Below are 13,920 nucleotides of genomic sequence, written 5' to 3'. Positions count from 1 at the left end.
CTGCGCATAGGCATGAACGCAATAAAAAAGGCGACCATCTGGTCGCCTTTTGCGCAATTCAACTAGGGATTCATTTCACCCTTGACAGCGTCAACCACTCAGGCTGTCGCCAGCTTGGCCACAGGTTGCTCGGCCCGCTTGAGCATGGCGTAGGCGACACCGGTCACCAGTGAGCCTGCCGCGATGGCCAGGATATACATGAACACATGGCTGATGGCGTTCGGGATGAACAGCACGAAGAGGCCGCCGTGGGGTGCCACCAGCTCACAGCCGAACAGCATGGAGAGTGCACCGGTCAGGGCGCCGCCCACCATGCAGGCCGGAATGACCCGCATCGGATCCTTGGCGGCAAACGGAATGGCGCCTTCGGAGATGAAACACAGACCCAGCACGAAGGAGGCCTTGCCCGCTTCCTGCTCCGCCTTGATGAACTTCTTGCTGGCGAGGAAGGTGGCGATGCCCATCCCGAGCGCCGGTACCATGCCGGCAGCCATCACGGCAGCCATGGGGGCATAGGTCTTGGAGGCGAGCAGGCCGACCCCGAAGGCATAGGCCGCCTTGTTGACCGGGCCACCCATGTCGAAGCACATCATGGCGCCGATGATGACTCCCAGCAGCACGGCGTTGGCGGAGCCCATGTTGTTGAGGAACTCGGTCATGGCGCTCATGATGCCGGCCACCGGGCCGCCCACCACGTAGATCATGACCAGACCGGTGAACAGGCTGGCAAACAGCGGAATGATGAGGATGGGCTTGAGCGCTTCCAGGGTTACCGGCAGGCGCACCTTGTCGCTCAGGAACTTGGCGCTGTAACCGGCCAGGAAGCCGCCGACGATGCCGCCGAGGAAACCGGCGCCCAGCGAGCTTGCCAGCATACCGGCGATCATGCCGGGAGCCAGACCCGGGCGGTCGGCGATGGAGTAGGCGATGTAGCCCGCCAGCACCGGGATCATCAGGGCGAAGGCCGAGCCACCACCGATCTGCATCAGGGCGGCCGCGAGGGTCCCCTGCTCCTTGAACGCCTCAATCCCAAAGATAAAAGAGATGGCGATGATGAGGCCACCGGCCACCACCATGGGCAGCATGAAGGAGACCCCGGTCAGCAGGTGCTTGTAGGGACCGGCCTTCTCTTCCTTCTTGGCAACGGCGGCGCCGCTGTGACGGTAGACGGAGGCCTCGGTCCAGGCCTTGTCCAGCTCGGCGCGAGTCTTCTTGAGCGCTGCCCCCGTGCTGGTGTGATAGACCGGTTTGCCATCAAAGCGAGCCATGTCCACCTCGATGTCGGTGGCGAGGAACACCAGATCCGCGGCGGCAATCTCCTCCGCCGTCAGGGCGTTCTGGGCACCGACCGAGCCCTGGGTCTCGACACGGATCTGATAACCCAGCTGCTTGGCCATGGTTTCCAGCGCTTCCGCCGACATAAAGGTGTGAGCCACCCCGGTTGGGCAGGCGGTGACCGCCACGATGCGCTTGCTGGCGCTGGCAGGCTTGGCCACGACGGCGGCAGCCTGATGGCGATAGATCTTGGCCTCCCCCTCGGCTGCGCTCAGCACAGCGGCGGGATCTTGCAGGGCGAGATCCAGGCTGCCCTGATAGAGGCGCTTGCCGTCATAGGCGGCGAGATCCACCGGGGCGCTGGCGACCACCAGCACCAGATCGGCGGCGGCAATGTCGGTGGCCGAGGGTTGCTGACGGGGCTGCACGCTCGAATGGGTGTCGAGTTGCAGTGTCCAGCCCGCCTGTTTGGCCTGCTGTTCTATCCGTTTGGCTACGAGAAAGCTGGTGGCGATGCCCGCGGGGCAAGCCGTGACCAAGATTGCTTTCATTGGGCATCTCCTGAAGGTTCCATGAAATCAAAGTGAGCGGGACTGAGGCGTTGCAGCCGCACCTGCTCGAGTAAAGGGGTCAAGACGGCGATATCACTGAAGCCCACCGCCACCTGGCTCACCGCCAGGGCCGAGACGGCGGTCGCCAGACGCAGGGTCTGCTCGGGTGCCCAGCCGAGGCTGAGACCATGGGCCAGCCCGGCCACCAGGGAGTCACCGGCACCGACGGTGCTGACTACCTGCATGCGTGGCGGCACGGCCTGCCAGACGGCATCCGGGCCAAACCAGACAAGGCCCTCGGCGCCGTTGGAGATCACCACGTGCTCGATGCCATCCGCCTGCAAGGCGCGGGCACACTCGGCCTGCTCTTTCAGGGTCTTGACGGGACGCCCGGCCCACTGCGCAAGCTCCTCGAGATTGGGTTTGACCAGGGTCGGCGCGGCGGTGAGACCCGCCTTGAGCGCCTCGCCGCTGCAATCGAAGATGACCTTCTTGCCACGGGCCTTGAGCAAATTGATGAGACGGGCGCAGTAGGCGGGCTCCACGCCCTTGGGCAGGCTGCCCGCCAGCACGAACCAGTCCGCGTGCGGGGCCAGCTCGTCGATGGCCGCCTCCAGCTGATGTACCGCCTCGTCGCTGATGTCAAGGCCGGGCAGGTTGAGATCGGTGACCCGCCCCGATTGCTCGGAGATCTTGACGTTGATGCGGGTGCTGCCCGCGACTCGCACGAAGTGATCCGCAAGCTCCCGCTCGGCAAAGAGCGACACGAAGCTCTGCTGGTTGGCGTCGCCGAGCCAGCCGCTGAGCCCCACCTCGCGCCCCAGATCTTTCAAGACCATGGCGACGTTGATCCCCTTGCCGGCGGCGCGCAGGTTGCCCTCGCTCACCAGGTTCACCTCGCCGGGCACCAGGGCCTCGAGGCGAGTGGTGAGATCCAGCGCCGGGTTCAGGGTAATGGTGACGATCTCCATCAATGTGCCCCCTCTCCCAACCCGGCGGCGATGGCGGCACCCAGCCCCTTGAGGGCGGCTTCGGCATCCGGCCCTTCGGCACGGAACGCGAGGCGATGACCACATTTCACCCCCAGGCCGATGACCTTCATCAGGCTCTTGGCGGAAACCGCCTCGCCGCTGCCATCCAGGTTCGCCACCCGGATGTCGGATTCATACTCTTTCGCCACCTTGACCAGCATGGCGCCCGGGCGGGCGTGCAGGCCGTGGGAGTTGATGATGGTGAAGGTGTCGGACAGCCCGGTGGCAGGGCCGGCTTGCAGCACTCCCAGCCCTTCGCTACCCGCGAGACTGGCAAGCTGGCTGGCGGCGGCGAGTTTGGCCAGATTCTCCAGCTGGGGCAGATGGCTCGCATCGGCGGCGCAGAGCAGCAGCAGGGCATTCACGGGGAGCTCCCCTGCACTTATTGCACTGCTCGGGGTGGCCAGTACCCAGCCAGTCTGGGCGGCTTGCGTGCGGGCCAGCCAGACACCCTCCCCCAGATAGGCAGGATCGTTTGCCAGCAGGGCGCTCACCATGGCGGCGTCCCCCCAACCGGCGGACTTGGCGCGAGCGGCGGCCCCCAGCAGCAGTTGATCCCGATCGTCGGCCGGGAAGTCTGCCAGAGTCAGGAATTGCACCTCTTTCGCAGCCGCTGCCCCGGTCAGGATGTGGATGATGGTCTCTTCATCGGTGGCGTCTTTGAGCTGCGCCGCCGCTTGTTCGTCCCCCAGCACATGGGTGAGCTGGCGCAGAATCCCCAGATGCTCGTCGGACTTGGCGGCGATGCCGATGGCCACATAGGCAATCTGGCCTTCGTCCCACTCGATCCCTTGCGGGAACTGGGCCACCATGACGCCGGTACTCTTGACCAGGTGGCGGGTGTCCGTGGTGCCGTGAGGAATGGCGATGCCGCTGCCAAGATAGGTGGCGTGCTGCGCCTCCCGGGCCAGCATGCCATCCACGTAACCGGCTTCCACCAGACCGGCCTCGGTCAGTTTGCCTGCCAACAGGGCGATGGCTTCCGCTTTGGTTGCTACCGATTGCCCCAGCAGGATCTGCTGTCGCGCCAACTTCAACATAGAGATTCTCCTAAAGGACCGACCGTCCACAGTAGACTAGTCGGCTCAACACCTGATTTCCATTGACCTGCCAGCCAAAAATAGACCGGAATGTGTCCCGTCGTGATCCGGCACCCGTTTTTAACCCCGGTCATCGATTGCTTGCTGACAAGCTGAATCGTTTCACCTACACTCAGACTGAATCGTTTCAGCTGATTGTTCAAGTGCCCACGCAGAGTGCTTTTCAATGATATGATCCCGCGCACACTTTTCGCCGTCCCAACCGGGACCCTCGCGGGCCTTGCAACTCAAACAGAGCCAATATGATGAAACTGGATGAAATCGCCGCCCTGGCCGGTGTCTCGCGCACCACCGCCAGCTATGTGATCAATGGCAAGGCCGATCAGTACCGCATCAGTCAGGCCACCCGTGACAAGGTGATGGCGGTGGTCCATGCCCACAACTATCAACCGGACAGCCGCGCCGCCTCCCTGCGCGGCGGCCAGACCCGCACCCTCGGCTTCATCCTGCCGGATCTGGAGAACGCCAGTTACGCCAAGCTCGCCAAGCGACTCGAACAAGGGGCGCGGGCCCAGGGTTATCAGTTGCTGATCGTCTGCTCGGAAGATGAGCCGGATACCGAGAAGGAGCTGGCCCGCATGCTGGTGAGCCGCCACGTGGATGCGCTGCTGGTGGCGAGCTGCCTGCCGCCCGCGGATCCCTTCTATTTGCAGCAGCAGGCCCAGGGGGTGCAGATCCTGGCCATCGACCGCGCCATGGCGGCGGAACACTTCATCACGGTGGCGAGCGAAAACCAGAAGGCGAGCCACTCCCTCACCGCCTCTCTGCTCACACCCGCCATCGGGCACGTGGCGTTGATCACCGCACTGCCGACTCTCACGATCAGCCAGGAGCGCAAAGCGGGATTCGATCAGGCGCTGACAGAGTACGGCGACGCCGCCACTCCCTCATCCCGCATCTCGTCCCACCTCTGCGAGGGGGAACACTTCTCCCGTGCCGAGGGCTATCGGCTGATCAAGACTCTGCACACTCAACTCGGCCAGTTGCCCGAGGCGCTGGTCGCCACCTCCTACATCCTGATGGAGGGGGTGCTCGATTATTTGCTGGAGCAGGAGAGCGACATGAGTCGGCTCGCCATGGCCACCTTCGGTGACGACAGGCTGCTGGACTTCCTCCCCTTTGGCATCAACTCCCTGCCCCAGCAACACGACGCCCTGGCGAATCAGGCGCTGGATCTGGCCATCAAGGCCATCAACGGCGACTATCAGGCGGGCCTGCATTACGTGAGCCGCACCCTCAAGCGCCGCCGCTAACCCTCCCGCCGGTCTCCCAACACCGGCGCCACGCCAGACGCTGACCCCTGCGCCGACGAGATGGCTCGTCGGCGTATTTTTCACCACTCCCAACGCCATACTGTCATCATTTATTTCCACTCATTGCCACCAGGCAGTACAAACCACAGTCTTTACCCCTTGTAACCACTATTTTAATCCGCTAACGTGGCAACCAACTTTTACAATAGACAGGTCTAGTGTACAGATGCGTCCATTCCGATATCCCTAGCCTCCGGCCTCGCCCCCGGAGGCGCCTTGCCACCACTGCCCCTGGCACTCTTTTCCCATTTCGGATGAACCTCATGAACACCAAGACTCTCGGTTGTACCCTGCTCATCGCCGGCACTACCATAGGCGCCGGCATGCTGGCCCTGCCGCTCGCCTCTTCTTCCCTCGGCGGCCCCGCCACCCTGCTGCTGATGGTCGGGCTCTGGGCCCTGATGGCCTTCACCGCCATGCTGCAGGTGGAGGCGAGCCTCAACACCGGCAAGTGGTACCTGCACCAACTGGCGGATCAGCTGCTCGGCCCCTGGGGCAAGCGCATCGCCTCCTTCTGCATCCTGATGCTGTTCTACTCGCTGGCCTCTGCCTACATCAGTGGTGGCAGCAGCCTGCTGGCACAGGCTCTGGCCGATGCGGGCATGAACGTCAGCCAGGAGCAGGCCGCCTGGGCCTTCACCCTGCTGTTTGGCGGCATGGTGTGCGTCGGCACCAAACAGGTGGATTACCTCAATCGGCTGATGTTCACCGTGAAATTGGTGATCATGGTTGGGGTGCTGGCCCTGCTGCTGCCCCGCGCCGAAGGCCAGCACCTGCTCTCCATGCCGCTCGGCCAGGGCCTGCTGCTGGCGGGCCTGCCGGTCATCTTCACCTCGTTCGGCTTCCACGGTTCCATCCCGAGCGTGATGCTCTACCTCGGTGATTGCCCCAAGCAATTGCGCCGGGTCTTCGTGTGGGGCTCAGCCCTGCCCCTCATCCTCTACGTACTGTGGCAGGTGGCCATCCTGGGCCTGCTCGGCCAAGAGAGCCTGATCCAGACCGGCGGTGCCCTGGACAGCCTGCTCGCCAACGTCGGCAACCTGGTCAGCTGGCCTGCCTTCAATCAGGCGATGCATATCTTTGCAGATCTCGCGCTCGCCACCTCCTTCCTCGGGGTGACCCTCGGCCTGTTTGACTTCATGGCCAAGGTGACCCGCCGCAAGGACAACGCCAGCGGCCGCGTGCAGACAGGCATTATCACCTTTGTGCCGCCCCTGCTGTTCGCCCTCTACTTCCCGCAAGGCTTCATCATGGCGCTCGGCTACGCCGCCATCGCGCTGGCGGTGCTGGCGGTGCTGCTACCGGTGGCCATGGTATGGCAGAGTCGCAAACGGGCTGAAGCGCATCACTACCGCGCCCCGGGTGGCGTGCTGGCCCTCGGGCTCGCCGGTGCCATGGGGGTGCTGATCGTCGGGGTGCAGATAAGCGTGAGCCTCGGCCTCCTGCCCGCGCTCTGATCCTCATCAGTTCAGAAGACAAAAGCCCTGCCACATTGGCAGGGCTTTTTGTTGGTCCCTCTCCCAGTCCAGTCATGGACCGACCAGGAGAGTCGCCATAACGGCCATAATCACATATGTTCACTTACACCTAGTCGTGTACATATGTGTACAACTCTTCTACACTGATGATCAGGCGACAGGCCATATCATCGCCCTCGCCAGCACAGAAGATAAGGAGGCATCATGGTCGCAACAGCACAGGTATCCCGGCAAGAAAACGCCATCGACCCCAGCAAGGCGCTGCCGGTGGTGTTTCGGATCCTGGATAAATGGCAGTGCAACACAGATGAACAGCTGACCCTTCTTGGCATTTCCTCCCGCTCAACCTTGAACAAATACAAGGAGTCGAGCGGCGGCATCCGTCTGGGGGTCGATCTGCAGGAGCGGATGAGCTACATCCTCAACATCCACAAGAGCTTGCGACTGCTGTTCAGCCTCGATGAGAGCATCTACGGCTGGGTGCGCAAGCCCAACAGCCACCCCTTCTTCGCAGGGCGCAGCGCCATGGACGTCATGCAGGGGGGGCGTGTGGCCGATCTCTATGAGGTCGCGACCCGCCTGCACGCCTGGCGTGGGGGTCAGGCCTGATGACCGTCGCCCCGCCCTTAAGCGAGTTGGACGATCAACACGCCTTTCGCATCATACCGAGCCGCTATCCCCCCATCTGCCTCTATGAGGATGTGGCCAATGCCGACGAACTGGAGGCGGTCTGGGCCGTCGAGGCCCTCACCAACGATCGCCTGCGGGAAGAGGCCGGCGAGCTGACGCGAGTGCCGAAAGAGGATTGGCTGGTGGGATTGGCCGGTGGCAGCTATGTGATGGCCGCCTTCACCCATCTGAGCCCCGAGGGGGCCCGCTTCACCACGGGGGACTTTGGCGGCTACTACTGCGCCCCTGTCCTCGATACCGCGGTGAAGGAGACCGTCTATCACCAGGAGCGCGTCTTCGGCTACACCCGGGAGCCGGCCCAGAAGCTGCAGATGCGGGTGCTCCACACCGAGTTCTGCGCCCGCCTCGTCGATATCCGCGGGGATAGTTACCTCGCCTCCCCCCTCTATCACGCCACCGATTATGGGCATTCTCAGGAGTTTGCCCGGGAGCAGCAGAGCCTGGGCCAGGATGGTATTCATTATCGCTCGGTGCGCCACAGCGGCCACGACTGCTACGTGCTCTACCGCCCCCGCCTCATCACCAAAATCCACCAGACCCAGCATCTGGAGTACCACTGGAACGGCAGCGCCATCGCCAATGTGCTGGAGATCAGGCTATATGGGGAGTGATCTCCCCTCCTAACGCGACAACAGCCCCACCCGATGAGTGGGGCTGTTGTGTTGAGTAGCCTGCTGGGCGGTGATACTTAAAAATGTCCATATCAATAACAGGGCTTGTTCTCGTCGCCTTGCCTCAACGGCTCATTTAACCGCCCATCTAATATGAATACTTATCATTTAGATCCGTTTCCTTGATTTCTCTCAATTTTATCTCTCCCCTTGCGGCGTAGAGTGGCGGCCATGGTGATCGGGGAGGCGCTTCCTTTTATCGCACCGTCCATGCACCAGAAAACCCAGTGGAAGCTGGCATTAAAATGATCGTAAAGGGAATACTTTCAAATGGTTGAGACATTATTGAACAACGTCAATCGCCTGCTGCATCACGAAGATCTTGGCAAATTGCTGCTGAGACTGGCGGTCGGGGGCTTGATGTTGTTTCACGGCCTGCACAAGCTGATCGACGGCGTGGACGGCATCTATGCCATGCTGGTCGCCAAGGGATTGCCCGGCTTTATCGCCTACGGGGTCTTGCTGGGGGAAGTGGTCGCACCACTGCTGATCATCCTCGGCATCCTCACCCGCCTCTCCGCCCTCGGGCTTGCCTTCACCATGGTCGTCGCCTGGTTGATGGTGGGGATCGGTGAAACCTGGCAACTGACGGCGGTTGGAGCCTGGGGTATCGAGAGCCTGGTCTATTTCTTTGTCGGGGCACTGGCGGTGGCCTTCATGGGGGCAGGCCGTTACGCCCTTGGCGGTCAATCAAGCTGGCGATAAGGCCGATAACCAATGATGCCGGCTACCTCACATCGCATGCGAGTCATGAATAACCCACGTTAGACGCCACCAGCCTGGCGCATCGTCACACAAAAACAATCACACGCCATCGCTTGATGCGAAACCCAAAGCCCTGCCAGATCCGGCAGGGCTTTTTCATCATCCCCTCACCACCCCGTGTCCAACAACAGGGGATGCTCCTTCATCGACCCCCTTGGGTTGCAAGATAAACAGAAGTGGATAAGGTACAGTGATGCTCGATTGGCGAAACGCCGACATGGCACCTCTTTGGCGAAGAACGCCGCTGCGGTGTGAGGTCACGTCCACCCGCAAAACGACACGACGATGTGTGATTGAGAACCCCTGGAGCCTTGTTTGTTTGAACTCAAGAAATGGCTTGGCCAGTTGCTGATGCCACTCCCCTTCTCCCTTTCCTTGCTGCTGCTGGCCTTGCTGCTGCTCTGGTTCACCCGCTTCCAGAAGAGCGGCAAGCTGCTGGCAAGTTGCGCCTTCATGCTCATCGCCATGATGGGAATGCGCCCGGTCAGCTACGAGCTGGCCCGCAATCTGGAGCAGACCTATCCCCCCTTCGAGGCCACCCAGCATCCGGATATCGAGGCCATCGTGGTGCTCGGCAACGGCCATGTGAGCGATCCGGCCGTGCCAGAGCGCGCCTGGCAGAACAACATCGCACTGGCCCGCACCCTGGAGGGGGTACGCCTCGCCGAGGCCTATCCGAAGGCAGAGCTCATCTTCTCCGGCGCCGTGGCGGGGGATCCCCTGTCGAACGCCGAGGTCAACGCCCGCATGGCGACGAGCCTCGGCATCTCGCGCGAGCGCATGACGTTGTTTGAAAACAACAAAGACACCCATGATGAAGCGGTCAGCATCGCCCGCCACCTCAAGGGCAAGCGGGTGGCGCTGGTGAGCTCGGCCACCCATCTGCCCAGAGCCATGGCGCTCTATCGCGCCCAGGGACTCGATGCGGTGCCAGCCCCCACGGATTACACCGCCAAGCAGAGTCAGCAGCCGCAACCTCTGTACACCTACCTGCCGAAGGGGCGTTATCTGATGTATTCCGAGGCTGCCATTCACGAGTGGATTGGGGTATGGTGGGCCCGTCTGCGGGGCCAGGTCAACGAATGAGCGTTTGACGATTCCATTCCTGATTTGGATCAGGAAAGCGAAAAAAAATTACGTCATTTGCCGCCGGGTCAGCTATCTTGGGCTCGGTTCAATTCATATAATGTCGCGCAATCAAATGCCTAGGAGATATAGAAGATGAGACAGCACCTGGTAATGGGTAACTGGAAACTGAACGGCACCAAGGCTTCTGTTGAAGCCCTGATCAAAGGACTGACCCCGGCTGCGGCCGCTCATCCTTCGGTACAAGTCGCCGTCTGCCCGCCGGTTATCTTTTTGGGTCTGGTTGAGCAACTGACCGCTGGCAGCAAGATTGCCTACGGTGCCCAGAACGCCGACGTTCACGAGTCCGGCGCCTTCACCGGCGAGAACGCCCCCTCCATGCTCAAGGCCTTCGGTTGCACCTACTCCCTGGTCGGTCACAGCGAGCGTCGTACCCTGCACGCAGAGACCGACGACGTGGTTGCCGCCAAGTACGAAGCTATCCAGAAAGGTGGCCTGATCCCGGTACTGTGCATCGGCGAGACCCTGGCTCAGTTTGAAGCCGGCACCACCAACACCGTGGTTGAAACCCAGCTCAAAGCCGTGATCGACCGTTGTGGCATCGCCTCCTTCGCCAACGCCGTCGTCGCCTACGAGCCGGTATGGGCCATCGGTACCGGCAAGACCGCCACCCCGGAAATCGCCCAGGCCGTGCACGCCCATATCCGTCAGTACCTGGCCGGTTTCGACGCAGCCGTCGCCGCCAAGGTGCAGATCCTGTACGGTGGTTCCGTCACTGGCGCGACCGCAGCCGACCTGTTCGGTCAGCCGGACATCGACGGTGGCCTGGTGGGTGGTGCGTCCCTGAAAGTGGACGACTTCTCCCAGATCATCGCTGGCGCCGCCAAGTAAGGCTCGCACGAAGAGGGGCCCGTCCCCTCTTCGTCTTATCCCCTTTCCTATGAAACCGAGTCCCTCATTTTCATAGGAAAGCCGATATAGTAAGCAGATGGCTGACTGCATTTTCAGATACTGATTTTCGTCAACTTGGATCCAGAGGCACTCATGACCAAACAAATCAAACGTATTGGTGTTTTGACCAGTGGTGGTGACGCACCGGGTATGAACGCAGCCATCCGCGCCGTGGTGCGCGCCAGTCTGCACCATGGCCTGGAAGTCTACGGCATCTATGATGGCTACCTCGGCCTGCACCAGGACAGGATCGTCAAACTCGAGCGCCACAGCGTCTCCGACGTGGTCAACCGTGGCGGTACCTTCCTGGGCTCCGCTCGTTTCCCCGCGTTCAAAGATCCGAAAGTCCGTGCGGAAGCCATCGAGAACCTGAAAAAACACGGTATCGACGCCCTGGTGGTGATCGGCGGTGACGGCTCCTACATGGGCGCCAAGAAGCTGACCGAAGAGGGTTTCCCCTGCATCGGCCTGCCGGGCACCATCGACAATGACATCGCCGGCACCGACTTCACCATCGGTTTCGACACCGCCCTGAACGTGGTGGTGGATGCCATCGACCGCCTGCGCGACACCTGCAGCTCCCACCACCGCATCTCCGTGGTCGAGATCATGGGTCGTCACTGCGGTGATCTGGCCATGTCTGCCGCGGTCGCCGGTGGCGCCGAGTACGTGATCGTGCCGGAAGTGGCTTTTGACAAAGAGAAGCTGCTGCAACAGATCAAGGAAGGGGAAGCCAAGGGCAAGCGCCACGCCATCATCACCATCTGTGAACACGTCACCGATGTGAACGCCCTGGCCAAAGACATCGAGTCCATGACGGGCCGCGAAACCCGCGCCACCATCCTGGGCCACATCCAGCGCGGTGGCTCCCCCACTGCCCGCGATCGCATCATGTCCAGCCGCATGGGCGCCTTCGCCGTCGAGCAACTGCTGGCCGGCCAGGGTGGTCGCTGCGTCGGGATCCAGGGCAACGAGATGGTGCATCACGACATCATCGACTGCATCGAGAACCTCAAGCGCCCGTTCAATCAGGAGCTGTACGATCTCTCCACCACCCTGTTCTAAGCCCAGCCGGCTGAACCGGGTCGTTGTAAAAAAACCCTCCACAGGAGGGTTTTTTATTGCGCCATGGTCAGCGGGCTGGCGGGACAATGCGGCGTCGATATAGCGCGCTGCCAGCATGCTATATTGAAACCAGTTGCCTCACGAAACCCCATTCAGCCAGATGAAAACATCATAAATATGCACATTAGCAGTCAATCATCTCGCCACGGCGTCTCTATCAGGGGAGCTCGATGGCCATGGCGGTCGCCTCGCCGCCTCCGATGCACAGGCTCGCCACTCCCCGCTTGAGGTCACGGGCCCGCAAGGCGTGGATCAGGGTCACCAGGATGCGGGCACCGCTGGCCCCGAGAGGGTGACCCAAGGCGCAAGCGCCGCCGTTCACGTTCAGCTTCTGATGGGGGATCTGGCAGCCCGCCATGGCCAGCATGCTCACCATGGCGAAGGCCTCGTTCACCTCGAACAGATCCACCTCCTCCACCGACCAACCCACTCGGGTCAGCAATATCTGGATGGCGCCGACGGGGGCGCTGGTGAACTCCGCCGGCAAGGCGGCGTGGCTCTGGTAGCCGACAATCCGCGCCAATACGGGCAGCTCCCACTCGGCCGCCGTGTCGGCGCGCATCAAGATGAGCGCCGCGGCCCCATCCGAGATGGAGCTGGAGTTGGCCGCCGTGATGGTCCCCGTCTTGCTGAAGGCGGGCTTGAGAGCGGGGATCTTGTCGGGCCTGGCCTTGCCTGGCTGCTCGTCATCGGCCAGCAGCATCTGCTCTCCTGCCAGCACTGGGGTCAGTTCAGCCTCGAAGGCGCCGCTCTGCTGGGCCGCCAGGGCCCGCTGGAGCGAGCTGATGGCAAAGGCATCCATGTCGGCGCGCGCCAGCCCCGCCTTGTCGGCACTGGCCTGGGCATAATGCCCCATCAACTGCCCCTCATAGGCATCCTGCAGGCCATCGAGGAACATGTGATCCAGCACGCTTTGGTGGCCCATGCGATAGCCTGTGCGCGCCTTGTCCAGCAAGTAAGGGGCCCGGCTCATGCTCTCCATGCCGCCGGCGACCACCACCCGGGTATCGCCAAGGCGCAGGCTGTCTGCCGCCAGCATCACCGCCTTCATGCCCGAACCGCACACCTTGTTGAGGGTGGTGCAGGGTACGCGGTTTGGCAGACCCGCCTTGAGGGCCGCCTGACGGGCGGGGGCCTGCCCCACCCCTGCGCTCAGCACATTGCCCATGTAGACCTCGTCGATCTGCTCCCCTTGCAGGCCGGCCGATGCCATGGCCGCCGCGATGGCGCAGGCGCCAAGTTCGGGAGCGCTCTGGCCGCTCAATGCCCCCTGGAAGGCGCCCATGGGGGTGCGTTTGGCCGCCACTATCACTATGTCCATGCGTCTGCTTCTCCTTTTGTTACATGGAGATAACATATGCTGCCGGGGGGATGGGAACAAGACTTGCGGGGAAGTTGACGTTTGGGTAAGGTGCCAGCCAGCCTTGACAACCAGATGACGATGCCATGACTCAATCCAGGGATGACGTGCGGACCTTCAGTATCAGCGAGCTGGCCCGTGAATTTGATGTAACCACCCGCAGTATCCGCTTCTACGAGGATCAGGGGCTGCTGAACCCCGCCCGCCAGGGCCAGACCCGGATCTACAGCCGCCAGGACAGGGTGCGCCTCAAACTGACCCTGCGCGGCAAGCGTCTGGGTTTCAGCCTCGCGGACATTCGCGATCTGTTCGATCTCTACGATGCGGACAAGAGCAGCCGCACCCAGTTGCAGACCATGCTGGGGTTGGTGGCCGACAAGCGGGAAACCCTGCAACAACAGCTGGAAGACATCAAGATGGTGCTGCTGGAGCTGGACGCCGCCGAGCAGCGCTGCCAGCAGGCCCTGGCCCAGCTCTAGTCTTAAGCGCCAGCGCTTTCCATTGCGAACGGCGCCCATAAAAAA

The 13,920-nt window shown here is 62.1% G+C and carries 13 protein-coding genes; 9 read left to right on the top strand and 4 right to left on the bottom strand.

Going from position 1 to position 13,920, the window contains the following annotated elements:
• Positions 1-98: 98 nt before the first annotated feature.
• The 3 genes from fruA to fruB are packed head-to-tail and all read right to left on the bottom strand — an operon-like array spanning position 99 to position 3,897.
• A complete protein-coding gene (gene fruA / locus ABNP46_RS09790) occupies positions 99-1,826 on the bottom strand; it encodes a PTS fructose transporter subunit IIBC (RefSeq protein WP_349922191.1) in 1,728 nt (575 codons plus the stop codon).
• Positions 1,823-2,797 carry a 1-phosphofructokinase gene (pfkB, locus tag ABNP46_RS09785; protein ID WP_349922190.1) on the bottom strand — a complete coding sequence of 325 codons (975 nt, stop codon included), beginning with the start codon at positions 2,795-2,797 and terminating at the stop codon, positions 1,823-1,825. The genes fruA and pfkB overlap by 4 nt, the downstream gene beginning before the upstream one ends.
• Positions 2,797-3,897 (bottom strand): fused PTS fructose transporter subunit IIA/HPr protein, encoded by a 1,101-nt coding sequence (gene fruB, locus ABNP46_RS09780; RefSeq protein WP_349922189.1) that lies wholly within the window; start codon positions 3,895-3,897, stop codon positions 2,797-2,799. Before fruB ends, pfkB begins: the two co-directional genes overlap by 1 nt.
• Before the next feature lie 302 nt (positions 3,898-4,199).
• On the opposite strand from fruB, the gene cra reads away from it, so the two are divergent.
• The 8 genes from cra to pfkA all read left to right on the top strand — a co-directional run bounded on the left by cra (position 4,200) and on the right by pfkA (position 11,976).
• Complete coding sequence (gene cra, locus ABNP46_RS09775; RefSeq protein WP_349922188.1) at positions 4,200-5,210, top strand: catabolite repressor/activator; 1,011 nt, start codon at positions 4,200-4,202, stop codon at positions 5,208-5,210.
• Between the two features lie 323 nt (positions 5,211-5,533).
• Positions 5,534-6,727, top strand: coding sequence for an aromatic amino acid transport family protein (locus ABNP46_RS09770; protein ID WP_349922187.1), 1,194 nt, complete (start codon positions 5,534-5,536; stop codon positions 6,725-6,727).
• A 225-nt stretch (positions 6,728-6,952) separates the two neighbouring features.
• A complete protein-coding gene (locus ABNP46_RS09765) occupies positions 6,953-7,357 on the top strand; it encodes an MbcA/ParS/Xre antitoxin family protein (protein ID WP_349922186.1) in 405 nt (134 codons plus the stop codon).
• On the top strand, positions 7,357-8,049 hold the full coding sequence (locus tag ABNP46_RS09760; protein ID WP_349922185.1) for an RES family NAD+ phosphorylase: 693 nt from the start codon (positions 7,357-7,359) through the stop codon (positions 8,047-8,049). Before ABNP46_RS09765 ends, ABNP46_RS09760 begins: the two co-directional genes overlap by 1 nt.
• A gap of 330 nt (positions 8,050-8,379) precedes the next feature.
• Positions 8,380-8,814 (top strand): DoxX family protein, encoded by a 435-nt coding sequence (locus ABNP46_RS09755; protein WP_349922184.1) that lies wholly within the window; start codon positions 8,380-8,382, stop codon positions 8,812-8,814.
• Positions 8,815-9,189: 375 nt separating this feature from the next.
• Complete coding sequence (gene elyC, locus ABNP46_RS09750) at positions 9,190-9,960, top strand: envelope biogenesis factor ElyC (protein ID WP_349922183.1); 771 nt, start codon at positions 9,190-9,192, stop codon at positions 9,958-9,960.
• A gap of 135 nt (positions 9,961-10,095) precedes the next feature.
• A complete protein-coding gene (gene tpiA / locus ABNP46_RS09745) occupies positions 10,096-10,851 on the top strand; it encodes a triose-phosphate isomerase (RefSeq protein WP_349922182.1) in 756 nt (251 codons plus the stop codon).
• Between the two features lie 153 nt (positions 10,852-11,004).
• The gene (gene pfkA / locus ABNP46_RS09740) at positions 11,005-11,976 is read left to right on the top strand and encodes a 6-phosphofructokinase (protein WP_349922181.1); all 972 of its coding nucleotides are present in this window, start codon (positions 11,005-11,007) and stop codon (positions 11,974-11,976) included.
• Between the two features lie 217 nt (positions 11,977-12,193).
• Here pfkA and ABNP46_RS09735 read toward each other — a convergent pair whose 3' ends face one another.
• Positions 12,194-13,357 carry a thiolase family protein gene (locus tag ABNP46_RS09735; protein ID WP_349922180.1) on the bottom strand — a complete coding sequence of 388 codons (1,164 nt, stop codon included), beginning with the start codon at positions 13,355-13,357 and terminating at the stop codon, positions 12,194-12,196.
• A gap of 125 nt (positions 13,358-13,482) precedes the next feature.
• On the opposite strand from ABNP46_RS09735, the gene ABNP46_RS09730 reads away from it, so the two are divergent.
• Positions 13,483-13,875 carry a MerR family transcriptional regulator gene (locus ABNP46_RS09730; RefSeq protein ID WP_349922179.1) on the top strand — a complete coding sequence of 131 codons (393 nt, stop codon included), beginning with the start codon at positions 13,483-13,485 and terminating at the stop codon, positions 13,873-13,875.
• Positions 13,876-13,920: the final 45 nt, after the last annotated feature.

This window comes from Aeromonas veronii (assembly GCF_040215105.1).
Taxonomy (GTDB): domain Bacteria; phylum Pseudomonadota; class Gammaproteobacteria; order Enterobacterales; family Aeromonadaceae; genus Aeromonas; species Aeromonas veronii_G.
This window is presented reverse-complemented; position numbering and strand designations above follow the sequence as displayed.

Bases quoted from the DNA above. Each gene is read 5' to 3' on its own strand.
- pfkB (WP_349922190.1), bottom strand. From the start codon at position 2,797: ATGGAGATCGTCACCATTACCCTGAACCCGGCGCTGGATCTCACCACT.
- ABNP46_RS09730 (WP_349922179.1), top strand. From the start codon at position 13,483: ATGACTCAATCCAGGGATGACGTGCGGACCTTCAGTATCAGCGAGCTG.
- ABNP46_RS09765 (WP_349922186.1), top strand. From the start codon at position 6,953: ATGGTCGCAACAGCACAGGTATCCCGGCAAGAAAACGCCATCGACCCC.
- pfkA (WP_349922181.1), top strand. From the start codon at position 11,005: ATGACCAAACAAATCAAACGTATTGGTGTTTTGACCAGTGGTGGTGAC.
- ABNP46_RS09755 (WP_349922184.1), top strand. From the start codon at position 8,380: ATGGTTGAGACATTATTGAACAACGTCAATCGCCTGCTGCATCACGAA.
- cra (WP_349922188.1), top strand. From the start codon at position 4,200: ATGATGAAACTGGATGAAATCGCCGCCCTGGCCGGTGTCTCGCGCACC.
- fruA (WP_349922191.1), bottom strand. From the start codon at position 1,826: ATGAAAGCAATCTTGGTCACGGCTTGCCCCGCGGGCATCGCCACCAGC.
- fruB (WP_349922189.1), bottom strand. From the start codon at position 3,897: ATGTTGAAGTTGGCGCGACAGCAGATCCTGCTGGGGCAATCGGTAGCA.
- ABNP46_RS09760 (WP_349922185.1), top strand. From the start codon at position 7,357: ATGACCGTCGCCCCGCCCTTAAGCGAGTTGGACGATCAACACGCCTTT.
- ABNP46_RS09770 (WP_349922187.1), top strand. From the start codon at position 5,534: ATGAACACCAAGACTCTCGGTTGTACCCTGCTCATCGCCGGCACTACC.
- tpiA (WP_349922182.1), top strand. From the start codon at position 10,096: ATGAGACAGCACCTGGTAATGGGTAACTGGAAACTGAACGGCACCAAG.
- ABNP46_RS09735 (WP_349922180.1), bottom strand. From the start codon at position 13,357: ATGGACATAGTGATAGTGGCGGCCAAACGCACCCCCATGGGCGCCTTC.